This is a genomic window from Streptomyces sp. cf386 (assembly GCF_900103585.1).
Lineage (GTDB): Bacteria > Actinomycetota > Actinomycetes > Streptomycetales > Streptomycetaceae > Streptomyces.
The window spans coordinates 65,029-87,020 of sequence record NZ_FNHV01000032.1; the positions used below are offsets into that span (position 1 = coordinate 65,029).

Sequence of the window (21,992 nt, forward strand, 5' to 3'; positions counted from 1 at the left end):
CACCTGCTCCCGCTTCGGCAGGTGCGTCCGCCCCGGCAGTCACACCCGCACGGCCAGGAACACCCGCCCAGGCGAGTGCACCGGCGCTGGAGGGACGCGCGTCGCAGGACCGCGGGTCGGCGCAGGGAGCTGCCGGTGCGCAGGAGTCGGTACGGGCGCCGATGCAGACAGGGGCCCCACACCCCGAGCAGCTGCACGATGGCACCGCCGACCTCTTGGAACATCCGGACCCGCACACAGCGGCCCAGGCCGCCGCCGTGGAGAACCTGCTCCGCTGCTGGGTACGTGAGACCGGCATCCCGGATCCCGGCAACGGGATCCTCCGCCTCTCCCTGCCTGCCACTGGTACGGCCCTGTTGATCCCGGTCCGATACTGGTCCCCGACCGGATGGCACCGCTTCGGCATCCCCCGCCTCGTCGACGCGCCCGACCACTCCCCACCAATCGACGCCGTCACCCTCGCGGCGCTGCTCAGCCGGGAGACGCTCGAGGGAGCGGGTGCTGCCGCTGCCACCGAACTCGTCGCCCGGGTCGCCGACTCCGTCCAGCGAACCGTTACGTTCATCAGCGAGCGCCGGGACAGTCCCGCCAAAGGCTCCGACCTCTTCCTCACGGCCGAGCAGGCACTCATGCTCGGGCACCCGCTCCACCCGACTCCGAAGAGCCGCGAGGGTCTCTCCGAGGCCGAAGGGCGGTTGTACTCACCCGAGTTGCGCGGTTCCTTCCCTTTGCACTGGCTGGCTGTCGCTCCCTCCCTCCTCGCCACCGACTCGGCATGGACCGAGCGCGGCCGTGTCGTGCCCGCAGCCCAGCTCACCGCTCGTCTGGCCGGGCCGGGGTTGCCGTTGCCCGACGGGTACACGCCTCTGCCTCTGCATCCCTGGCAGTTGCGCGAGGTACGGCACCGTCCCCAGACCGTGGCCCTGCTCGATGCCGGACTGCTCCGGGACCTCGGCGCCCACGGCGCACCCTGGCATCCCACCTCCTCTGTCCGAACCGTCCACAGATCCGACGCCACAGCCATGCTCAAGCTGTCGCTGGGCCTGCGCATCACCAACTCCCGGCGGGAGAACCTCCGCAAGGAGCTGCACCGCGGTGTCGAGGTCCATCGACTCCTGCGCAGCGGCCTGTCGACGCAGTGGCGGGCCGCACACCCCGGGTTCGACGTCATTCGCGACCCGGCTTGGCTGGCCGTCGACGAGCCGAACGGTGATCCCGTGGCCGGCCTCGACGTGATGATCCGGCACAACCCGTTCAAGCCTGCCGACGATGTGTCCTGTGTAGCCGGACTCCTCTCGCCGCGACCTCAGGCACAGTCCGCCGCCGTCGCGAGTCGAGCCCAGTCGGACAGGCAACCGCTGCAGTCCCGTCTTGCCGACCTGATCACGCGTCTCGCCGCCCGCACAGGCCGCCCTCGCGGGGCCGTAGCCGCCGAGTGGTTCCTGCGCTACCTCGAACAGGTCGTCCGGCCAGTGCTGTGGCTGGACGCCGAGGCGGGCATCGCGCTGGAGGCACACCAGCAGAACACGCTGCTCCTGCTGGACGGCGACGGCTGGCCCTCGGGTGGCCGCTACCGCGACAACCAGGGCTACTACTTCCGTGAGTCCCGGCACACGGATCTCGACGCCCGGCTGCCCGGCATCGGTGAGCACAGCGACACCTTCGTCTCGGACGAGGTCACCGACGAACGCTTCGCTTACTACCTCGCGATCAACAACGTGTTCGGCCTCATCGGAGCGTTCGGCTCCCAGCGTCTCGCCGACGAACAGTTGCTGCTCGCCGCCTTCCGCCGGTTCCTGGGCGACGTAGCCCTCGGTCCCGCCCGGCTGCGCACGTCACTGCCTGCCCACCTGCTCGACTCACCGGTTCTGCGCTGCAAGGCCAACCTGCTGACCCGGTTGCACGGCCTTGATGAACTCGTCGGCCCGGTCGACACCCAGTCCGTCTACGTCACCATCGCCAACCCCCTTCATTCCTGACCATTTCAATCCTGACCATCACCGTGCACCTCGTCAGCCAGTCACCTGGCCCTTCGACCGTGGTCGACCAATCCCGCTCGCCGTCTGTGTCCCTGACAATGCCCCTGGCTTCCGCCAACCCCCTTCATCCCTGGGGAACATGACCCGCCCAGTCTCCTGAGAGGAGTGTCGCCGTGCCTCCCACTGACGCGAGTGTCAACGCCGGCACCGTCCCCATCCCCGTCACCGAGATCGGCATCGCCACGAGCCCGGGTACTCGTGAGAGGCTGATCACCAAGACCGCCGACGAGGGCGCGGACAGTGAGGACACGCTGGATCTGCGTTTGCCGGACGACTTCCTCGCGCTCTTCGCGGGGAGCACCGATGCGGACGGGGAGCGGAGCTGGGGCGGTGTCGGCGCGGCCGGACCAGCCTCCGTTCTCTCGATTGCCGAAGATCTGCTCGACCGCGTTGCCGACTGGGGCCCGATCAGCACACCGGCAGGAATGCTTCACCTGGTCCCCGTGCATGTTGAGCGAGACCTCCCGATCATCAGCCGGTGGATGAACGACCCTGCTGTCGCCGCGTTCTGGGGGCTCGGGGGACCCCAGGCAGCGGCTGAGGAGCATCTGCGCTCCCAGCTTCAGGGTGACGGCCGCAGCGTTCCGTGCCTGGGCATGCTCGAGGGCACGCCGATGAGCTATTGGGAGATCTACCGGGCCGACCTCGACCCGCTGGCCCGGCACTACCCGGCTCGGCCCCATGACACCGGGCTTCATCTCCTTATCGGTGCTGTCGGCGATCGCGGGAGAGGACTCGGTGGAACTCTGCTCCGAGCCGTCGCCGACCTGGTGCTGGACAGGCGGCCTGCCTGCGCTCGCGTCGTCGCCGAACCCGACATTCGCAACACTCCTTCCGTTGCCGCTTTCCTGAGCGCCGGCTTCCGGTTCTCCACCGAGATCGATCTGCCCGCCAAGCGGGCCGTCCTCATGGTCAGGGACCGGAGTCTGCGCCATCTGCTGTGACGCCAAGTCGTGGCGTCATCACTTTTGGTACACCGTTCGCGCGGATCCGGTTCCCACTCCCGACCGACCGATCCGAGATCCCGCCGAGCAGATAACAGGCCGGGCCATTTCCAGGCCGAGCCCCAGGCTGAGCAAATTCCAGGACAAGGCGATCTCCCAAGACCAGGTCGATTCCCTGAGACGCCTGACGAACAAGACCGGCCCGCCGTCCCGCGACAGCCGACCCTGTCCCGGCCCCGAATCGCCCAGGACACCTCCGAGCGGACCCTGACGGCGCCCGATCGTTCCCCGACGGCAGCCGAACCGACCTCGACCGCGCTCGAACCATCGCTGACCTCAACCGACCCGACCCTGCACGAACCCGAACCGAAACGATCCCCACGCGAGGAACCCCCGGTCTTGATCCTGCCCCTAGTCCCCACCGTGATCGCCTGCTTGTCAGTGCCGGGCCGTAGGGTGGTCGGGCTATGACGAAGCCCTCACTCCCCGAACTCCTGCATGCTGCCGTCACTGCCGTCGGCGGTACGGAGCGCCCCGGCCAGGTGACCATGGCCGAATCCGTCGCGGAGGCGATCGACGGCGGCTCCCATCTGCTGGTCCAGGCCGGCACCGGCACCGGAAAGTCGCTGGGCTATCTCGTGCCCGCGCTCGCGCACGGGGAGCGCGTCGTCGTGGCGACGGCCACGCTGGCCCTGCAGCGCCAGCTCGTGGAGCGGGATCTGCCGCGCACCGTGGAGGCGCTGCACCCGCTGCTGCGCCGTCGCCCCGAGTTCGCGATGCTCAAGGGCAGATCCAACTATCTGTGTCTGCACCGCCTGCACGAGGGAGTCCCGCAGGACGAGGAGGAAGGCCTCTTCGACCAGTTCGAGGCGGCCGCACCCACCAGCAAACTGGGCCAGGACCTGCTGCGGATGCGCGACTGGGCGGACGAAACGGAGACGGGCGATCGCGACGGGCTGACGCCCGGTGTGTCCGACCGGGCCTGGGCCCAGGTATCGGTGTCGTCGCGGGAGTGCCTTGGCGCTTCGAAGTGCGCGTACGGGGCCGAATGCTTCGCCGAGATGGCCCGTGAGCGGGCCAAGCTGTCGGAGGTCGTCGTCACCAACCACGCGCTGCTCGCAATCGACGCCATCGAGGGCGCACCGGTCCTCCCGCAGCACGAGGTCCTGATCGTCGACGAGGCGCACGAACTGGTCTCCCGAGTCACCGGAGTCGCCACCGGCGAACTCACTCCCGGCCAGGTCAACCGTGCGGTCCGCCGTGCCGCGAAGCTCGCCAACGAGAAGGCCGCCGACCAGCTCCAGACCGCCGCCGAGGGCTTCGAACGGCTGATGGAGCTGGCCCTGCCAGGCCGCCTGGAGGAGATCCCGGAGGACCTCGCCTACGCGCTCATGGCACTGCGCGACGCCTGCCGCACCGTCATCTCCGCGATCGGCGCCACTCGCGACAAGTCCGTGCAGGACGAGGACGCGGTCCGCAAGCAGGCGCTCGCCTCGGTCGAGACCGTGCACGACGTGGCGGAGCGGATCACCAACGGCTCCGAGTGGGATGTCGTCTGGTACGAGCGCCACGACCGCTTCGGTGCGTCCCTGCGCGTGGCCCCCATGTCGGTGTCGGGACTCCTGCGGGAGAAGCTCTTCGCGGACCGCTCCGTCGTCCTGACCTCCGCGACCTTGAAGCTGGGCGGCGACTTCAACGGCGTCGGCGCGTCCCTCGGGCTCGCCCCCGAGGGGACGGAGGGCGACGACCTGCCGCAGTGGAAGGGTGTGGACGTCGGCTCGCCCTTCGAGTACCGCAAGCAGGGAATCCTGTACGTCGCCAAACACCTGTCACGTCCCGCGCGCGACGGCGACCGTGTCGACATGCTCGACGAGCTGACCGACCTGATCCAGGCGGCCGGCGGCCGCACACTCGGTCTGTTCTCCTCGATGCGGGCCGCCCAGCTGGCCGCGGAGGAACTTCGCTCCCGCATCCCCGAGTTCCCGATCCTCCTGCAGGGCGAGGAGACGCTCGGCGAGCTGATCAAGAACTTCGCGGCCGATCCGAAGACCTGCCTGTTCGGCACGCTGTCGCTCTGGCAGGGTGTCGACGTGCCCGGCGCCAGCTGTCAGCTGGTCGTCATGGACAAGATCCCGTTCCCTCGCCCGGACGACCCGCTGATGAGCGCCCGCCAGAAGGCGGTGGAGGACGGCGGGGGCAACGGCTTCATGGCGGTCGCAGCCACCCACGCCGCGCTGCTCATGGCCCAGGGCGCCGGCCGCCTCGTACGGGCGTCGGGGGACCGCGGCGTCGTCGCCGTCCTGGATCAGCGGCTGGCCACGGCCCGGTACGGGAGCTATCTGAAGGCGTCACTGCCCGACTTCTGGTACACGACGGACCGTAACCAGGTCCGGAAGTCGCTGGCCGCGATCGACGCGACGGCGAAGCAGGCCGAGGCGGATCAGGCCGAGGTCGACCAGTCACAGTGATCGGGGGTGGCCCTGTCGTGTCGCCGTGACAGGGCCACCCCGATCCGGAATCCGTGGCCGTAGGACCCCGCACACACCAACGCGGCGCAGTCCACAGAGCGCCAGGCCCGAAACAGCACAGGGCCCCGGAACCGGCGCAGGGGTCCCGGGGCCCGGTCAGGGGGCGATGCCTTAGGCTCCGCCCGCCGCAGCCGTCACACGCGGCGCAGCACGGCCACCACCTTGCCCAGGATGGTCGCGTCGTCGCCGGGGATCGGCTCGTACGCCGAGTTGTGCGGGAGGAGCCACACGTGGCCGTCCTCGCGCTTGAAACGCTTGACCGTGGCCTCGCCGTCGAGCATCGCGGCCACGATGTCGCCGTTCTCGGCGACCGGCTGGCGTCGGACCGTGACCCAGTCGCCGTCGCAGATCGCGGCCTCGATCATCGAGTCGCCGACGACCTTCAGCACGAACAGCTCGCCGTCGCCGACCAGCTGCCGGGGGAGAGGGAAGACGTCCTCGACCGACTCCTCGGCGAGAATCGGGCCACCGGCGGCGATACGGCCGACCAGCGGGACGTACGACGCGGCGGGCTTGCCCGCGGTGTCCGTGGGCTGCACGGAGGCGGCCTGGTCGGAGCCGCGCACCTCGTACGCGCGCGGGCGGTGCGGGTCGCGGCGGAGGAAGCCCTTGCGTTCCAGTGCCATCAGCTGGTGTGCGACCGAGGACGTGCTGGACAGGCCGACCGCCTGGCCGATCTCCCGCATCGACGGCGGGTAACCCCGCCGCTGCACGGAATCCCTGATGACTTCGATCACTCGGCGCTGCCGGTCCGTGAGTCCCGAGCTGTCCGCCCGGATGCCCGGAGGTCGGCCAGGGAGGGAGCGCTTGTGTCCCTCGGGATTCATGGCTTCGTTCATCGCATGCACCGGCTCGAGTCGGCCCTGGGAGCGGTCCTGGGCAGTGATGGTGGCACTGTCTGCGGTGGTGGTCACGTCGGCCCCTCTCGATGGTCTCCCTGCTGCACAACGGTAGTTGCTTTCGAAAGGTTGCGCCAAACACACGTTCGAGTGAAAAATCGCGAATCACCTGACGTGGGTATGTGTCTGGGTGTATGGCTAACGTGCTTCCCGGCGGGCAAAAGGGTCGATTGTTGTACTCTTCACCGTCGGTGTGCGACCTCGTGGGTTGTCGCCCCAGTCTGCCATCCGGCATCGGATCAACCGTGAAGTGACCCCCATCTGTGCGGGAGTCCCACGCGCCCTCCGTGTGGCGCTCACGGTATCTCCGTATGTGTCGCAGCGATACGGCCGTGCACGGATGGCCGCGGCGCGTCGGCGGGGTGGTACGGCATGTGCCTGTGCGCAAGCGACACGCGCGCGGGGCGTGCATGTATGAGCCAATCCCCACATCTAGTGGTTGGATTGCAGCAGCAGCCCAGAAGTTGTGGTCCCCCCGGTCTTCGGACGCTCGGAGATCGCCTATGCTTGGGGCTGCTTCGAGGGGCCCATGAGGCCCAGCGAGGCTATTGAGTCTGCTGTGAGGAGGGTTGAGAGTTATGCACTGCCCCTTCTGCAGGCACCCCGACAGCCGTGTCGTCGACAGCCGTACGACCGACGACGGCACGTCGATCCGCAGGCGCCGCCAGTGTCCTGACTGCTCCCGTCGTTTCACGACCGTGGAGACTTGCTCGCTGATGGTGATCAAGCGGTCCGGCGTCACCGAGCCGTTCAGCCGCACCAAGGTCATCAACGGCGTGCGCAAGGCATGCCAGGGACGGCCTGTCACCGAGGACGCGCTCGCCCAGCTCGGCCAGCGGGTCGAGGAGGCGGTGCGGGCCACCGGAAGCGCCGAGCTGACCACCCATGACGTGGGGCTGGCCATACTCGGCCCGTTGCAGGAGCTCGACCTCGTCGCCTATCTGCGATTCGCCTCCGTCTACCGGGCGTTCGACTCGCTCGAGGACTTCGAGGCCGCGATCGCGGAACTGAGGGAGGCGACAGGACGCCCCGCCGCGGACGACGACGACCGCGAAGGCGACGCAGAAGCTGTCGCGGGGGGCCGGGAAGACGATCGCGGGTCCGGCGGGGCTGCACAGGTCCCCGTGCCCGCCAACGCCGCCGACTGAGGGAGGGTCGGTTCGGGTCCCAGGACTCCGGATCCGACCGACAGGCGGCGACACAAGACCTGCTGCGGGTGGCGATCAGAGGGTGCCCGCAGCACCAGACAGAACACGTGCCACAGGGAACATCGGGGCACTTCAGGGCGTTTTAGCCCGTACAGGGAGGCGGCATGACAGAGACGGCGAGCGGTCCGGCACGGAGTTCCCGCGCCAAGGGCACCAAGGCGACCAAGGGACTGCGTATCGAGCGCATCCACACCACCCCCGGCGTGCACCCGTACGACGAGGTGGCCTGGGAGCGCCGTGACGTCGTCATGACCAACTGGCGCGACGGCTCGGTGAACTTCGAGCAGCGTGGCGTCGAGTTCCCCGACTTCTGGTCGGTGAACGCGGTCAACATCGTCACCAGCAAGTACTTCCGGGGCGCCGTCGGCACCCCGCAGCGCGAGGTGAGCCTCAAGCAGCTCATCGACCGCATCGTGAAGACGTATCGGAAGGCCGGCGAGGACTACAAGTACTTCGCCTCGCCCGCCGACGCAGAGATCTTCGAGCACGAGCTGGCCTACGCCCTCCTGCACCAGATCTTCAGCTTCAACAGCCCCGTCTGGTTCAACGTCGGTACGCCCCAGCCGCAGCAGGTCTCGGCCTGCTTCATCCTGGCCGTCGACGACTCCATGGAGTCGATCCTCGACTGGTACAAGGAAGAGGGCATGATCTTCAAGGGCGGCTCCGGCGCCGGCCTGAACCTCTCCCGCATCCGCTCCTCCAAGGAGCTGCTGTCCTCCGGCGGCAACGCCTCCGGTCCGGTCTCCTTCATGCGCGGTGCCGACGCCTCCGCAGGAACGATCAAGTCGGGCGGTGCCACCCGCCGCGCCGCCAAGATGGTCATCCTCGACGTCGACCACCCCGACATCGAGGACTTCATCGAGACCAAGGTGAAGGAAGAGGAGAAGATCCGCGCGCTGCGTGACGCGGGCTTCGACATGGACCTGGGCGGCGACGACATCACGTCCGTCCAGTACCAGAACGCCAACAACTCGGTCCGTGTGAACGACACGTTCATGAAGGCCGTGGAGTCGGGCGGCAAGTTCGGGCTGACGTCCCGCATGACCGGCGAGGTCATCGAGGAGGTCGACGCCAAGGCCCTGTTCCGGAAGATGGCCGAGGCCGCCTGGGCCTGCGCCGACCCGGGCATCCAGTACGACGACACCATCAACCACTGGCACACCTGCCCGGAGTCCGGCCGTATCAACGGCTCGAACCCCTGCAGCGAGTACATGCACCTGGACAACACGTCCTGCAACCTCGCCTCGCTGAACCTGATGAAGTTCCTGAAGGACGACGGCAAGGGCAACCAGTCGTTCGAGGTCGAGCGCTTCGCGAAGGTCGTCGAGCTCGTCATCACCGCGATGGACATCTCCATCTGCTTCGCGGACTTCCCGACGCAGAAGATCGGTGAGAACACGCGCGCGTTCCGCCAGCTCGGCATCGGCTACGCCAACCTCGGCGCCCTGCTGATGGCGACCGGCCACGCCTACGACTCCGACGGCGGCCGTGCCCTCGCAGGTGCCATCACCTCCCTGATGACCGGCACCTCGTACAAGCGCTCGGCCGAACTCGCCGCGGTCGTCGGCGCGTACGACGGCTACGCCCGCAACGCCCAGCCGCACCTGCGCGTCATGAAGCAGCACGCCGACGCCAACACCACGGCCGTCCGCATGGACGACCTGGACACGCCGATCTGGGCCGCGGCCACGGAGTCCTGGCAGGACGTGCTGCGTCTCGGTGAGAAGAACGGTTTCCGTAACTCCCAGGCGTCCGTCATCGCCCCGACCGGCACCATCGGTCTTGCGATGTCCTGCGACACCACCGGTCTTGAGCCCGACCTCGCGCTGGTCAAGTTCAAGAAGCTGGTCGGCGGCGGCTCGATGCAGATCGTCAACGGCACGGTCCCGCAGGCCCTGCGCCGCCTGGGCTACCAGGAGGAGCAGATCGAGGCGATCGTCGCCCACATCGCCGAGAACGGCAATGTCGTCGACGCCCCCGGCCTCAAGCACGAGCACTACGAGGTGTTCGACTGCGCCATGGGCGAGCGTTCCATCTCCGCGATGGGCCACGTCCGCATGATGGCCGCGATTCAGCCGTGGATCTCCGGCGCCCTGTCCAAGACGGTCAACATGCCGGAGTCGGCGACCGTCGAGGAGGTCGAGGAGATCTACTTCGAGGCCTGGAAGATGGGCGTCAAGGCGCTCGCGATCTACCGTGACAACTGCAAGGTCGGCCAGCCCCTCTCCGCGAAGACCAAGGAGAAGGAGAAGACCGAGATCACGGAGAAGGCCGAGGCCACCATCCGTGAGACGGTTGAGAAGGTCGTCGAGTACCGCCCGGTCCGCAAGCGCCTCCCCAAGGGCCGTCCCGGCATCACGACGTCCTTCACGGTCGGCGGCGCCGAGGGCTACATGACCGCCAACTCCTACCCGGACGACGGTCTCGGCGAGGTCTTCCTGAAGATGTCCAAGCAGGGCTCGACTCTCGCGGGCATGATGGACGCCTTCTCGATCGCCGTCTCGGTGGGTCTGCAGTACGGCGTGCCGCTGGAGACGTACGTCTCGAAGTTCACCAACATGCGCTTCGAGCCGGCCGGCATGACAGACGACCCGGATGTGCGGATGGCGCAGTCGATCGTCGACTACATCTTCCGCCGCCTGGCGCTCGACTTCCTTCCCTTCGAGACGCGCTCCGCGCTCGGCATCCACTCCGCCGAGGAGCGCCAGCGTCACCTGGAGACGGGTTCGTACGAGCCCTCCGAGGACGAGGTCGACGTCGAGGGCCTGGCCCAGTCGGCGCCGCGCGCCCAGGAGCTCAAGGCCGTCGCCGCCCCGAAGTCCGACGCCGAGGTGGCCAAGCCCGCCCCGCAGCAGGCGCACACCAGCGCCGAGCTGGTCGAGATGCAGCTGGGCATCCAGGCCGACGCCCCGCTGTGCTTCTCCTGCGGTACGAAGATGCAGCGGGCCGGCTCCTGCTACATCTGCGAGGGCTGCGGCTCGACGAGCGGCTGCAGCTGACGCCGGGCAGGGGCATCGCCCCGGCCGTCGGGTAGTCCTTGAGGGGACCTGACGGAAGGTCATACAGGAGGGGCGCCGACCATGTGTCGGCGCCCCTCCTTGCCGTATGCCCACGCGCGTGGCGGTGTTCGGCCCCGCATGTGGAAGCGCGTCCTACGGTTGGCGCCTGCCCATGGTCGCCGTGAACGTCCCCGGATCGTCCTCGAAACCGTGGATGCCGGGGCGGAACTCCCACGTGCCCGAATCCTGGCGTACGAACTCCGCGACCGTCGTCGCCGTCGAACCGAGGACGCCGCCGAAGTCGTCCTCGGCGAGGACGGTGTACTCCTCGCGGATGCGCAGAGCCGGTTTGATGACGCTGACGAAGGTGCGCTTCGCGGGGTGTTGCTGGATCAGGACGCCGACCATCACGCGCGCGTACCGGCTGTCGAGCCGGTTGAGCTCCAGCGTCATGACCTCGTCCCAGCCGAAGCCCTTGCCGTCCTTGCTGTCCCGGTTGAGATAGATGGTGCCGTCGGGCGAGCGGCTGTCGAAGTGCACCACGTAAGCCGGATCGCCGTACGGGTCGCTCGCCAGATAGGTCGCGGCGACGATATCCAGGTCGGTGGGCGGTTGCCCGGTCTGACTGGGATCCCACTTGACCGAGATCTCGACCTTCCGGATCCCCTTGTTGATGGCGCTCACCAGGCTTCCCCTTCCCCGTTCCGCTTATGCCCTCAGCCTGAACTGCCCAGCAGAAGAGGCCGGTTGTCCATCCTGCCACGCGCGCGGGATCGTGCGCCGGGGAGCTCTGAGGTCGAGCGTGACCGACGCCACGCTCCGTGGCCTTACCATGGCGCGGTGCTGGTCAAGTGGATTCGCTGCACCGTGGTGGACCGCCGCGGCTTCGAGCGGGGGCAGCGAAAATGGGCGGGGCTTCTGGGGGAGCCGGGATTTCGGGGGCAGGGAGGTGGCTGGAGCCGGGGGCGGCAGGGGGTTGCGCACATCTTCTCGTTCTGGGAGAGCCGCTCCTTCTACGACTCCTTCATGGCCCGCTCCCACGACAGGCTGGCGGCGGCCCAGTCGGGCACCTACAAGGACATGCAGGTCAAACTCTTCGACTACCGCTTCGACGTGAAGACCGGCTTCGAGCCGCGCTTCACCGAGGCTGACCTCGTAAGGGTGGCGCACTGTCGTGTGCACGAGGAGCGCGCCGAGCATTTCACGCTGATGCAGGAGAAGGTCTGGAACCCCGCGATGGCCGGTTCGCCGGGCATGGTCCGCGGACTGTTCGGCGAGGCGCCCGGCCATGAGTTCCTGGTGCTGTCCATGTGGCAGTCGGCTGCGGAGCACGGCAAGTACCGCACCGAGCGCGTGGAGCGACTGGCGTTGAGAGCCCAGATCGAGGCGGACGTCGCGGCTCTGACGGGTGACATCGTGGCGCTCGAACCCACCTGGATCGTTTGAATTCCGGACCTGTTAAGCGCGCTCTCTGATGGGGCCGATGGTGCAGGAAATGTGTGACCTACGCCGTATGGGGCCCGTACGAGTGCTCGATCGGCCCTCACTCGATCTAGGGTCTTGGCATGGCACGACCACGGCGCATCATCCTTGTCCGGCACGGCGAGTCAACGGGCAATGTTGATGACACCGTGTACGAGCGTGAGCCCGACCACGCCCTTGCCCTGACCGAGCGGGGTTGGCGGCAGGCCGAGGAGACGGGAAAACGGCTGCGGGAGGAGCTCGGCCGGGAACGCGTCAGCGTGTATGTCTCGCCCTACCGCCGTACGCACGAGACGCTGCGCGCCTTCCACCTGGACCCCGAGCTCATACGGGTGCGCGAGGAGCCCCGGCTGCGCGAGCAGGACTGGGGAAACTGGCAGGACCGCGACGACGTCCGCCTCCAGAAGTCCTACCGGGACGCCTACGGCCACTTCTTCTACCGCTTCGCGCAGGGCGAGTCCGGCGCCGATGTGTACGACCGGGTCGGCAACTTCCTGGAGAGCCTGTACCGCAGCTTCGAGGCCCCCGACCATCCGCCGAACGTGCTGCTCGTGACCCACGGCCTGGCCATGCGGCTGTTCTGCATGCGCTGGTTCCACTGGACGGTCGCGGAGTTCGAGTCGCTGTCGAACCCCGGGAACGCGGAGATGCGGATGCTCGTTCTCGGGGACGACGGCAAGTACACGCTTGACCGGCCTTTCGAACGATGGCGAGATCCGGAACCGTACGGGATCACCGGATAGAGTGGCAGGGCGATGACCGCTGACTCCTCTACCGAAGGGCGCCTGGAGCGCGCCCTCGCCAGCCTGCGCGGACTCGCGGTGGGGGACGCGCTGGGCTCACAGTTCTTCGTGCCGGTGAACTACCCGCTGCTCAAGCGCCGCGAGCTGCCCTCCGGCCCCTGGCAGTGGACGGACGACACGGAGATGGCCTGCTCCGTGGTCGCCGTCCTGGCCACCCACCACCGCATCGACCAGGACGCTCTGGCCCGCTCCTTCGCCGAGCACCACGACTTCGACCGGGGCTACGGCCCTGCGGTCAACCGGCTGCTGCGCCTGATCCGGGAGGGCGGGGACTGGCGCGAGCTCTCGGCCGCGCTCTTCAACGGACAGGGGTCCTGGGGCAACGGCGCCGCGATGCGCATCGCGCCCCTCGGCGCCTGGTACGCGGACGACCCGGAGCAGGCGACCCACCAGGCCGAGATCTCGGCCTACCCCACGCATCAGCACCGCGAGGCCGTGGTCGGTGCCATGGCCGTCGCCGCGGCTGCCTCGCTGGCCGCCGCACCCGGCGGTCCGCCCAGCCCCGGGGCGCTCCTCGACGACGTCGTCGCCCTGGTCCCGAAGAGCGCGGTCGGAGCGGGCTTGCGGCGCGCCCGCGACATGCTCGACTACGACGACGCGGCCACCGTCGCGGCTGTGCTCGGCTGCGGGCGGCGTACGACGGCTCACGACACCGTGCCCTTCGCGCTCTGGTCGGCCGCACGGGCTCTCGGTGACTACGAGCAGGCCTTTTGGACGACCGCCCAGGTCGGCGGTGACGTGGACACCACGTGCGCCATCGTGGGCGGCGTGATCGGCTCCGGGAAGGCCGGGGCGGTGCCGTCCGAGTGGGCGGGGCGGACCGAGGCATTCCCGGAATGGATGCCGACGTCGGCGTAGCGCGGCGCCTCTGATCGGTCCGAATCCTCGCTCGGCCGAATCGTTGAAATCCTAGAATAACTTTCTGTGCACGCTGGGAACTCTGCGTGACCACCGGTCCGTTGTCGTGGCAGTTGCTGTGCGACCGCTGGGGCCGCACAAGCAGGGACACGCGAGGGGCGCAGGGGGTGGGATGTATGGGGACCATGTCGGTGCTGGGTGCGCTGATCGTCTTTGCGGCTGCCGGGTGGGGCGCGCTTCGGCTTCTCTGTGTCACCGTGGGCGACCCGACGTCGGTCGTCGTGAGGGTGGTGCGGATGGCCGGCTCGTCGTCGCCGTCGGTCCCCCGGACGCGATCCGGCCATCCGCGGCCCTTCGCGGGCCCGGCCGGGTCAGCCGGCCATCGGACCCGCCGTTCCGGCGAGGGCTTCCAGGTCGCTCTTGCGGACCCGGATCACCAACCACGCGGTGGCCAGGGCGAGTACGGCCATCGCGGCGGCGGCCACGAAGCCCATCGAGATGCCCTGCGTGAGTACTTCGTGACCCCACGGGCCGGGCAGCTGCTGCGTCTTGGCGAACTCCGCCTTCTGTTCGGGCGACGCCTGGGCCATGAACGCCGGCAGTTGCTTCTCGGCCTCGTCCTTGCTGGCCGAGCCGAACACCGTCGTCAGGATGGACAGCCCGAGCGAACCGCCCACCTGCTGCGTGGCGTTGAGCAGCCCGGACGCGGCACCGGCCTCGTGCTGGGCCACGCCGGAGACCGCGGTGATCGTCAGGGTCACGAAGTTCAGGCCCATGCCGAAGCCGAACAGGAGCATCGGCCCGAGCACTCCGCCGACATACGAGCTGTCGGCACTGATGAGCGTCTGCCAGGCCAGTCCGGCCGCCGTGAGTGCCGAGCCCACGACCATGAACGGCTTGGGGCCGAGCACCGGCAGGAAGCGCTGGGAGAGGCCCGCTCCGAGCGCGATGACGACCGTCACCGGCAGGAAGGCGAGACCGGCCTCGATCGGGCTGTACAGCAGCACGTTCTGCACGAACAGCACGATGTAGAAGAACATGCCGAACATCGCCGCGGCCAGGCTGAGCATGATCACGTACGTGCCCGAGCGGTTGCGGTCGGCGAACATTCTGAGCGGGGTGATCGGCTCCTTGGCCCGCGACTCGATGAACGCGAAGGCCAGCAGCAGGACCACCGCGGCGCCGAAGGAACCTATGGTCAGGCTGTCCCGCCAGCCCTCGTCCGCCGCGCGGATGAAGCCGTAGACCAGGGCGGCCATGCCCGTCGTCGAGGTCAGCGCGCCCGCTATGTCGAAGCGACCGGTGTGCCGTTCGGACTCGCTGATGTACAGCGGGGTGAGCACAGCGATCACGATGCCGATCGGCACGTTGACGAAAAGCACCCACCGCCAGTCGAGCCACTCGGTCAGCATGCCGCCCGCGAGCAGGCCGATGGCGCCACCGCCTGCGGAGACGGCGGCGAAGACGCCGAACGCGCGGTTGCGTTCCGGGCCTTCGGGGAACGTGGTGGTGATGAGCGCCAGCGAGGTGGGCGACGCGATCGCGCCCCCCACGCCCTGGAGCACGCGTGCGGCCAACAACTGCCAGGGTTCCTGGGCGAGTCCGCCGAGCAGCGAGGCGAGGGTGAAGAGCAGGATGCCGGTCATGAAGACCCGGCGGCGCCCGAGGATGTCACCGGCGCGGCCGCCGAGAAGCAGCAGACCGCCGAAGGTGAGCGTGTAGGCGCTGACGACCCAGGTGAGGTCGGTGGTGCTGAACTTGAGCGCGTCTTGAATGTGCGGGAGCGCGATGTTCACAATCGTCGCGTCGAGTACCACCATGAGTTGGCAGGCCGCGATGACGGTGAGCGCGATGCCGGGATGCCCCTCCCGGCGGGCCGCACCTGGTTTCTGATCCTTGATCAACTGAGAGGTTGTCACTATGGGTCCCCCACAAGAGCGTTAGTGAACGCTCGCGTTCACTGTCGCGTCAACCGTAGTGAGTCCCCAGTAGTGAACGCAAGCGTTCACTTGCGTCGTCACCGCGCGGTGCGTTCCCCGCAGTTGCCGCGTGGTGGTGGTTCCCTGTTCCCCGTAGTCCCCAAAGTCCCGGCAATACCCAAAGTCCCCGCAATACCCGAAGTCCCTGAAATCCCCGCTTCCCTTGTTCGTTGGAGACGCTCAGATGGATACCTCGCGCTGGACGGCCGCCCCCGCTCAGGCGGCCTCCCTCCGTCGGCGCGGTGCTGTGCTCGAACGCGCGATCCTCGATTCCGCGCTGGAACAGCTCAGTACGGTCGGCTGGAACGGCCTCACGATGGAGGGCGTCGCCGCCGGAGCTCAGACCGGCAAGGCCGCCGTCTATCGCCGTTGGCCGTCCAAGGAGGATCTCGTCGCCGATGCGCTGCGGGCCGGACTGCCGAGCTTCGAGTCGGCTCCCGACCTGGGGAGTGTGCGCGAGGATCTGCTCCAGCTGTGCCGGCAGGCGCGGGAGGCGATGTTCTCACGCCCGGGATTCGCGCTGCGCTCGGTGATTCACGAATGCGACCGCCTCCAGGCCGAGCGCTTTCATGGCGTGATCTTCGAGGGGGTCGTGGAGCCGACGCTCGCATTGCTTCGGGAGGTGATCACTCGTGGAATAGAGCGGGGTGAGGTGCGGTCCGATGCGGCGAACGGCTATGTCTTCGATGCCATTCCGGCGATGATGATGTACCGGTCAAAGATGTGCGCGAGCGAATGGAACGATCGGGATCTGGAGGAGATGATCGACCAGTTGATGGTTCCGCTGCTCCGTCCGGCGGGGCTCTGATGTACCGCTCGGTGGGGTGCTGAGCGATCACTTCGGCGGCCTGGAGGTTGCTTCGGTGAACCAGGGTGTCGAAGCGGGTTCCGGGCGGCGTAGGCTAAGGGCGCCATGCCGTACGAACCGCCTACTCACACCGTCGAGCGCTCCCTTCGCGCCACAACCGGAGCGAAGATCATTGCCGGTGTCGACGAGGTGGGGAGGGGTGCGTGGGCCGGTCCCGTCACCGTCTGTGCGGCGATCACCGGACTGCGTCGGCCCCCCGAAGGCCTCACCGACTCCAAGCTGCTCACCATCAAGCGACGTACCGAGCTTGCCGAGCAGCTGCGGACGTGGGTGACCTCGTTCGCCCTGGGGCACGCCTCTCCGGAGGAGATCGACGAGGTGGGGATGACGGCTGCGTTGCGGCTTGCCGCGGTGCGCGCTCTTGAAGCCCTGCCGGTCCGTCCCGACGCGGTGATCCTCGATGGGAAGCACGACTATCTCGGGGCCCCCTGGAGGGTCCGTACGGTGATCAAGGGTGACCGATCCTGCGTGGCGGTCGCGGCGGCCTCGGTGATCGCCAAGGTCCAGCGCGACAAAATGATGGCCGAACTGGGTATCGACCATGCAGACTTCGGTTTTGCGGCCAATGCCGGGTATCCGTCGCCCGTGCACAAGGCCGCACTGGCGGAGCGGGGACCCACCCCGCACCATCGGTTGTCGTGGGCGTATCTTGATGCGCTGCCCCAGTGGCGGCACCTCAAGAAGGTCCGCACCTGGGCGGAAGGAAGCGTTCCGGAGATCGAGGGTCAGCTCGGCTTCGACTTCTGACGATTCCGCTCGCACTCATGTGCCACCCGCTCGCGCGGGTCGTACCAGCGTTTGATAAAAATCAGCTCATGCCTCTCATTCCCGAGGAGCCTCAGATTCACGAGAGTGCCCAGGGTCCCCGCGCCACTCCGGCCAGCGGCCGTACCGCGCCGACCCCCCGCCCCGTACCCGGCCCCCGCCCCGCGGCTCCGTCGCGCCCCGGCCGACCCGGGCCCCCGCGGCCCGCGCCGCCGGTGCAACGCGCACCGCGTGACGTGGCCGTTGCCAAGCCCGGACCCTCGGGTCCGGCTGCCCCTGCCGCCTCGGCCCAGGCCGTGGCGCCCCCGCAGATCCAGCTGATCCCGGCATCGCCCGAGGGTGCGCTCGACGCTGCCGAGGAGGCCGTCGACCTGCTCCTGGACTCGGGTCGTGCCCCCGGCGACGTGCTGGTGGTCACCACGGGCGAACAGCACCCGTGGGCCGCCCACGAGCTGTCCTTCGGTGAAGCCTCCTACTGGGCGCAGCACGACGCGGGTGACGACGTGTTCTACGCCGACGCCTCCGTCGTCGACCGTGCTGCGTCGCGTCCTGTGGTCGTGGTCGCCGTCAACGGCGGTGCTGACACCGCCGCCACCGCCCTGCCGCTGGCCCTCGGCCAGGCGAGTGCCCTGCTGATCGTCTGCGGCGACCCGCAGCAGATCAACTCGGTGCTGGGCGCGGGCGTCTGAACCGGTTCCGGCTCGTCCGGAGGAGACTCCGCAGCCACCGGGGGACAGGACGCCGCTGCGGCGGCGTCTGCACGGCCGCCTTCGGCGTGCCCGGACGGGCGGGCGAGGCGACCTGAGGTTGCCGGCTCGCCCTGTGCGTGCGCCGTCGGTGCGGGATGCGACTCCATGGCGTACCCATGGGCCGTCGTCGACATGGCGTGCGTACGTGTCGCCGTGAGGGCGTCCGGTCGCGTGTCGGCCTTGCTTGTCGTGCCAGGGGCTGTCGCGTGGGGCCGTCGTATCCCATGCGCAGTGCGGTGCAGCTGTTCGGGTCGTGGCCGGGAACTTCTGACGGTGTCCTCAGCGGGCCGCCGCGCGGCGCAGGACCTCGGAGGCCGCGCCGCCGGTGCGGGGGAGCGGGAGCGGCGCCTCGGACGTGGCGAAGGGCTCCGGCGTTGAGTCGGTGTTGGGGCGGCGTCCGCCGCGCCCCTCGCCGAGGACCTGCCAGCCGTCGCGGGTCAGGGTGATGTACGCGCCGCAGCGCAGGCCGTGCAGGGTGCAGGCGTCACGCAGGCCCCACATCCAGGCGCCGTCCTCCTCCGTCCAACGGGCGTCCCCCTCACGGCAGTAGAGCAGCACCGCGGTCCGCACCGGGGTGCGGCGGCGCAGGTCGTGCGGGATGACGCGGCGCAACTGGGAGAGCAGGGCGTTGCGGAACATCCAGCCGTCGGGCGGGTCTTGGCGGCGGGTGAACGAGGCGCTCGCCTGCAGCCGTTCCTCCGCGTCGAGCACGGCCACGATCGCGGTGGCCGGGCCGGGGCGGTGCCGTGAGTGCAGGCCGCTGACGACCTCCCGGGGGTTGCGCAGCAGCGGGATTCCCGCGGCAGACCACTCCGCGGGTTCGAGCATGCGGGCCAGGGGGTTGGCGGATGACGCGGAAGACGGAGCGAATCCGAAGGTCACGGTCCTCCCTTCGGCTACGCGCCCACACTGCGGGCGGGGTCGGAATCGGGGGAACGCGCACCGCAGCAGAGCCCTACCGGATCACGGGCCGGCCGTGCGGGGAGCGGACCTCAATTCTTCCTGCCGAACCGGGATGCGGCAACGAGCAATTGGGGCCACCGTCCGATATCCAATGGTGTGCGGGTTATATCCCTACCCAGCGGGTCACACTGCGACGCATGGGGAGACCGGACACCACCAGGTCGTACGGCTTCGCCGCGGGAGGGAGCCGAGGCCCCAGCGGTGGCCGATTGTCAGTGCCGTCGGGTTGCATGGGGACATGAACGTTGTGGAGCTGCGCGCCGAAGCCGATGCCATCCTCGCCGAGCTCGTCGGTGCCCCCGGTGGGGCGGCGCGGCTGCGGGAGGATCAGTGGCAGGCAGTGGCGGCGCTGGTGGAGGAGCGTCGGCGTGCCCTGGTGGTGCAGCGCACCGGCTGGGGAAAGTCGGCGGTGTACTTCGTGGCCACCGCCCTGCTGCGCCGACGTGGCTCCGGGCCCACGGTGATCGTCTCGCCGTTGCTGGCTCTCATGCGCAACCAGGTCGAGGCGGCGGCGCGGGCGGGCATCCGGGCGCACACGATCAACTCGGCCAATCCGGAGGAGTGGGAGGCCATCCACGAGGAGGTCGAGCGCGGCGAGACCGATGTTCTCCTGGTGAGTCCGGAACGCCTCAATGCCGTGGATTTCCGGGAGCAGGTGCTGCCCAAGCTCGCGGCCACGACCGGACTGCTGGTGGTCGACGAGGCGCACTGCATCTCCGACTGGGGCCACGACTTCCGTCCGGACTACCGGCGTCTGCGCTCGATGCTGGCCGAGCTGCCCGCAGGTGTGCCGGTCCTGGCCACCACGGCGACCGCCAACGCGCGGGTCACCGCGGATGTGGCCGAGCAGCTGGGCACCGGTGGCGGCGAGGCCCTGGTGCTGCGCGGTCCGCTGGACCGGGAGAGCCTGCGGCTCGGCGTGGTCCGGCTGCCGGACGCCGCGCATCGTCTGGCCTGGCTCGCCGAGCACCTGGACGATCTGCAGGGCTCGGGCATCGTCTACGCCCTCACGGTCGCCGCGGCCGAGGAGGCCACCGCCTTCCTGCGGCAGCGTGGCTTCCGGGTGGCCTCCTACACGGGGCGCACCGAGAACGCCGACCGGCTCCAGGCTGAGGCCGACCTGCAGGCGAACCGCGTCAAGGCGCTGATCGCGACCTCGGCGCTGGGCATGGGCTTCGACAAACCGGACCTGGGCTTCGTGGTCCACCTGGGCTCGCCGTCCTCGCCGATCGCCTACTACCAGCAGGTGGGACGTGCGGGTCGCGGCGTTGAGCACGCCGATGTGCTGCTGCTGCCGGGCAAGGAGGACGAGGCCATCTGGCGCTACTTCGCCGATACGGCCTTCCCGCCCGAGGCGCGGGTCCGCGAGACCCTGTCGGCCCTCGCCGGTGCGGGACGGCCGCTGTCCGTGCCGGCTCTGGAGGCCGTCGTCGATCTCCGGCGCACCCGGCTGGAGACCATGCTCAAGGTGCTCGACGTGGACGGAGCCGTCAAACGCGTGAAGGGCGGCTGGATCTCCACGGGGGAGCAGTGGAACTACGACGCCGAGCGGTATGCGTGGGTCGCTCGGCAGCGGGCGGCCGAGCAGCAGGCCATGCGTGACTACGTGAGTACGTCCCAGTGCCGGATGGAGTTCCTGCGGCGGCAGCTGGACGACGAGGGTGCCGTCCCGTGCGGCCGGTGCGACACCTGCGCGGGCGCCTGGGTCGACGCCGACGTCTCGGCGGAGACGTTGACGGGGGCGGTGAAGGAGCTGGACCGCCCCGGCGTGGAGATCGAGCCGCGCCGCATGTGGCCGACGGGGATGCCGGCGCTGGGCATCGAACTCAAGGGGCGCATCCCGGCCAAGGACCAGTGCTCCACCGGTCGGGCCCTGGGGCGGCTCTCGGACATCGGCTGGGGCAACCGGCTGCGCCCGCTCCTGGCGGAGAGCGCACCCGACGGCCCGGTTCCCGACGATGTCCTCCGGGCCGCGGTGGCGGTCCTCGCCGACTGGGCGCGTTCCCCGGGCGGCTGGGCGACCGAGGTCCCGGACGCCGCTGCCCGGCCGGTGGGTGTCGTCGCTGTACCGTCCATGACCCGCCCGCAGTTGGTCGGATCCCTCGCGCAGGGAATCGCGACCATCGGCCGCCTCCCCTTCCTGGGCACACTGACGTACGGCGGGCAGGGCGGCGCGCACACGGCGCGCCGCAGCAACTCCGCCCAACGCCTCAAGACGCTGTCCGACGCCTTCCATGTCTCCGAGGAGCTGGCCGGCGCCCTGGCCCGCTCTCCCGGCCCCGTCCTGCTCGTGGACGACTACACCGAGTCCGGCTGGACCCTCGCGGTCGCTGCCCGGCTGTTGCGCCGGGCCGGCAGCGAACAGGTTCTTCCGTTGGTCCTCGCTGCGTCGGGCTGAGTCTCGCGGCCTCGGTGCGCCGGACCGGCTCGCTGCCGCTGCGGTGGGTGGGCGCGCGTCCAGCTGCGCCCGGGCGTGCCCAGCTGCCTGGACGTCGTCAGTAGCGGTAGTGGTCGGGCTTGTACGGGCCCTCGACCTCGACGCCGATGTAGGCGGCCTGCTCGGGGCGGAGCTGGGTCAGCTTCACGCCGAGCGCGTCCAGGTGGAGACGGGCGACCTTCTCGTCCAGGTGCTTGGGCAGCGTGTACACACCGATCGGGTACTCGGACTGCTTGGTGAACAGCTCGATCTGGGCCAGCGTCTGGTCCGCGAACGAGTTCGACATCACGAACGACGGGTGACCGGTGGCGTTGCCCAGGTTCAGCAGGCGGCCCTCGGACAGCACGATGATCACCTTGCCGTCGGGGAACTTCCAGGTGTGGACCTGCGGCTTGACCTCGTCCTTGACGATGCCGTCGATCTTCGCGAGACCGGCCATGTCGATCTCGTTGTCGAAGTGGCCGATGTTCC

General features: G+C 69.0%; 17 protein-coding genes. 12 read left to right on the top strand and 5 right to left on the bottom strand.

Annotation, left to right across the window (positions count from 1 at the left end; translation table 11 throughout):
- Positions 1-161 precede the first annotated feature (161 nt).
- The 3 genes from BLU79_RS44015 to BLU79_RS44025 all read left to right on the top strand — a co-directional run bounded on the left by BLU79_RS44015 (position 162) and on the right by BLU79_RS44025 (position 5,451).
- On the top strand, positions 162-1,979 hold the full coding sequence (locus BLU79_RS44015; protein ID WP_177001423.1) for an IucA/IucC family protein: 1,818 nt from the start codon (positions 162-164) through the stop codon (positions 1,977-1,979).
- 173 nt (positions 1,980-2,152) lie between these two features.
- The gene (locus BLU79_RS44020) at positions 2,153-2,983 is read left to right on the top strand and encodes a GNAT family N-acetyltransferase (RefSeq protein WP_093911678.1); all 831 of its coding nucleotides are present in this window, start codon (positions 2,153-2,155) and stop codon (positions 2,981-2,983) included.
- A gap of 467 nt (positions 2,984-3,450) precedes the next feature.
- Entirely contained in the window at positions 3,451-5,451 is a 2,001-nt protein-coding gene (locus tag BLU79_RS44025; RefSeq protein WP_093911679.1) for an ATP-dependent DNA helicase, read from the top strand.
- Between the two features lie 194 nt (positions 5,452-5,645).
- Here the strand turns inward: BLU79_RS44025 and lexA are convergent, their stop codons facing one another.
- Positions 5,646-6,425 (bottom strand): transcriptional repressor LexA, encoded by a 780-nt coding sequence (gene lexA, locus BLU79_RS44030; RefSeq protein ID WP_093911680.1) that lies wholly within the window; start codon positions 6,423-6,425, stop codon positions 5,646-5,648.
- A 563-nt stretch (positions 6,426-6,988) separates the two neighbouring features.
- On the opposite strand from lexA, the gene nrdR reads away from it, so the two are divergent.
- Positions 6,989-7,558: a transcriptional regulator NrdR gene (gene nrdR, locus BLU79_RS44035; RefSeq protein WP_093911681.1), complete on the top strand. Its 570-nt coding sequence runs from the start codon at positions 6,989-6,991 to the stop codon at positions 7,556-7,558.
- 164 nt (positions 7,559-7,722) lie between these two features.
- Positions 7,723-10,617: a vitamin B12-dependent ribonucleotide reductase gene (locus BLU79_RS44040; RefSeq protein ID WP_093911682.1), complete on the top strand. Its 2,895-nt coding sequence runs from the start codon at positions 7,723-7,725 to the stop codon at positions 10,615-10,617.
- Between the two features lie 153 nt (positions 10,618-10,770).
- Here BLU79_RS44040 and BLU79_RS44045 read toward each other — a convergent pair whose 3' ends face one another.
- Positions 10,771-11,301 carry a TerD family protein gene (locus BLU79_RS44045; protein WP_093911683.1) on the bottom strand — a complete coding sequence of 177 codons (531 nt, stop codon included), beginning with the start codon at positions 11,299-11,301 and terminating at the stop codon, positions 10,771-10,773.
- A gap of 156 nt (positions 11,302-11,457) precedes the next feature.
- Here BLU79_RS44045 and BLU79_RS44050 point away from each other — a divergent pair, with 156 nt between their 5' ends.
- The 3 genes from BLU79_RS44050 to BLU79_RS44060 all read left to right on the top strand — a co-directional run bounded on the left by BLU79_RS44050 (position 11,458) and on the right by BLU79_RS44060 (position 13,760).
- Positions 11,458-12,063 (top strand): YdbC family protein, encoded by a 606-nt coding sequence (locus tag BLU79_RS44050; RefSeq protein WP_093911684.1) that lies wholly within the window; start codon positions 11,458-11,460, stop codon positions 12,061-12,063.
- A gap of 119 nt (positions 12,064-12,182) precedes the next feature.
- On the top strand, positions 12,183-12,842 hold the full coding sequence (locus BLU79_RS44055) for a histidine phosphatase family protein (RefSeq protein WP_093911685.1): 660 nt from the start codon (positions 12,183-12,185) through the stop codon (positions 12,840-12,842).
- A 12-nt stretch (positions 12,843-12,854) separates the two neighbouring features.
- Positions 12,855-13,760 (top strand): ADP-ribosylglycohydrolase family protein, encoded by a 906-nt coding sequence (locus tag BLU79_RS44060; protein WP_093911686.1) that lies wholly within the window; start codon positions 12,855-12,857, stop codon positions 13,758-13,760.
- 371 nt (positions 13,761-14,131) lie between these two features.
- Here the strand turns inward: BLU79_RS44060 and BLU79_RS44065 are convergent, their stop codons facing one another.
- The gene (locus BLU79_RS44065) at positions 14,132-15,679 is read right to left on the bottom strand and encodes an MFS transporter (protein ID WP_093911687.1); all 1,548 of its coding nucleotides are present in this window, start codon (positions 15,677-15,679) and stop codon (positions 14,132-14,134) included.
- Positions 15,680-15,923: 244 nt separating this feature from the next.
- Here BLU79_RS44065 and BLU79_RS44070 point away from each other — a divergent pair, with 244 nt between their 5' ends.
- From BLU79_RS44070 to BLU79_RS44080, 3 genes are all read left to right on the top strand, one after another.
- Positions 15,924-16,547, top strand: coding sequence for a TetR/AcrR family transcriptional regulator (locus tag BLU79_RS44070; RefSeq protein WP_093911688.1), 624 nt, complete (start codon positions 15,924-15,926; stop codon positions 16,545-16,547).
- 105 nt (positions 16,548-16,652) lie between these two features.
- On the top strand, positions 16,653-17,354 hold the full coding sequence (locus BLU79_RS44075; protein ID WP_093911689.1) for a ribonuclease HII: 702 nt from the start codon (positions 16,653-16,655) through the stop codon (positions 17,352-17,354).
- Positions 17,355-17,422: 68 nt separating this feature from the next.
- Positions 17,423-18,061 (top strand): hypothetical protein, encoded by a 639-nt coding sequence (locus BLU79_RS44080; protein WP_093911690.1) that lies wholly within the window; start codon positions 17,423-17,425, stop codon positions 18,059-18,061.
- 339 nt (positions 18,062-18,400) lie between these two features.
- Here BLU79_RS44080 and BLU79_RS44085 read toward each other — a convergent pair whose 3' ends face one another.
- Entirely contained in the window at positions 18,401-19,003 is a 603-nt protein-coding gene (locus tag BLU79_RS44085) for a hypothetical protein (RefSeq protein ID WP_093911691.1), read from the bottom strand.
- Positions 19,004-19,322: 319 nt separating this feature from the next.
- Here BLU79_RS44085 and BLU79_RS44090 point away from each other — a divergent pair, with 319 nt between their 5' ends.
- The gene (locus BLU79_RS44090; RefSeq protein WP_093911692.1) at positions 19,323-21,482 is read left to right on the top strand and encodes a RecQ family ATP-dependent DNA helicase; all 2,160 of its coding nucleotides are present in this window, start codon (positions 19,323-19,325) and stop codon (positions 21,480-21,482) included.
- Between the two features lie 97 nt (positions 21,483-21,579).
- On the opposite strand, the gene BLU79_RS44095 is transcribed toward BLU79_RS44090, so the two are convergent.
- Positions 21,580-21,992: adenosylhomocysteinase (locus BLU79_RS44095; RefSeq protein WP_143052585.1), on the bottom strand; the 413-nt coding region annotated here is incomplete at its 5' end.

Excerpts from the sequence above, each read along its gene's own strand:
- BLU79_RS44015 (WP_177001423.1), top strand. The coding sequence starts at position 162 with ATGCAGACAGGGGCCCCACACCCCGAGCAGCTGCACGATGGCACCGCC.
- BLU79_RS44025 (WP_093911679.1), top strand. The coding sequence starts at position 3,451 with ATGACGAAGCCCTCACTCCCCGAACTCCTGCATGCTGCCGTCACTGCC.
- nrdR (WP_093911681.1), top strand. The coding sequence starts at position 6,989 with ATGCACTGCCCCTTCTGCAGGCACCCCGACAGCCGTGTCGTCGACAGC.
- BLU79_RS44040 (WP_093911682.1), top strand. The coding sequence starts at position 7,723 with ATGACAGAGACGGCGAGCGGTCCGGCACGGAGTTCCCGCGCCAAGGGC.
- BLU79_RS44055 (WP_093911685.1), top strand. The coding sequence starts at position 12,183 with ATGGCACGACCACGGCGCATCATCCTTGTCCGGCACGGCGAGTCAACG.
- BLU79_RS44060 (WP_093911686.1), top strand. The coding sequence starts at position 12,855 with ATGACCGCTGACTCCTCTACCGAAGGGCGCCTGGAGCGCGCCCTCGCC.
- BLU79_RS44070 (WP_093911688.1), top strand. The coding sequence starts at position 15,924 with ATGGATACCTCGCGCTGGACGGCCGCCCCCGCTCAGGCGGCCTCCCTC.
- BLU79_RS44075 (WP_093911689.1), top strand. The coding sequence starts at position 16,653 with ATGCCGTACGAACCGCCTACTCACACCGTCGAGCGCTCCCTTCGCGCC.
- BLU79_RS44080 (WP_093911690.1), top strand. The coding sequence starts at position 17,423 with ATGCCTCTCATTCCCGAGGAGCCTCAGATTCACGAGAGTGCCCAGGGT.
- BLU79_RS44090 (WP_093911692.1), top strand. The coding sequence starts at position 19,323 with ATGAACGTTGTGGAGCTGCGCGCCGAAGCCGATGCCATCCTCGCCGAG.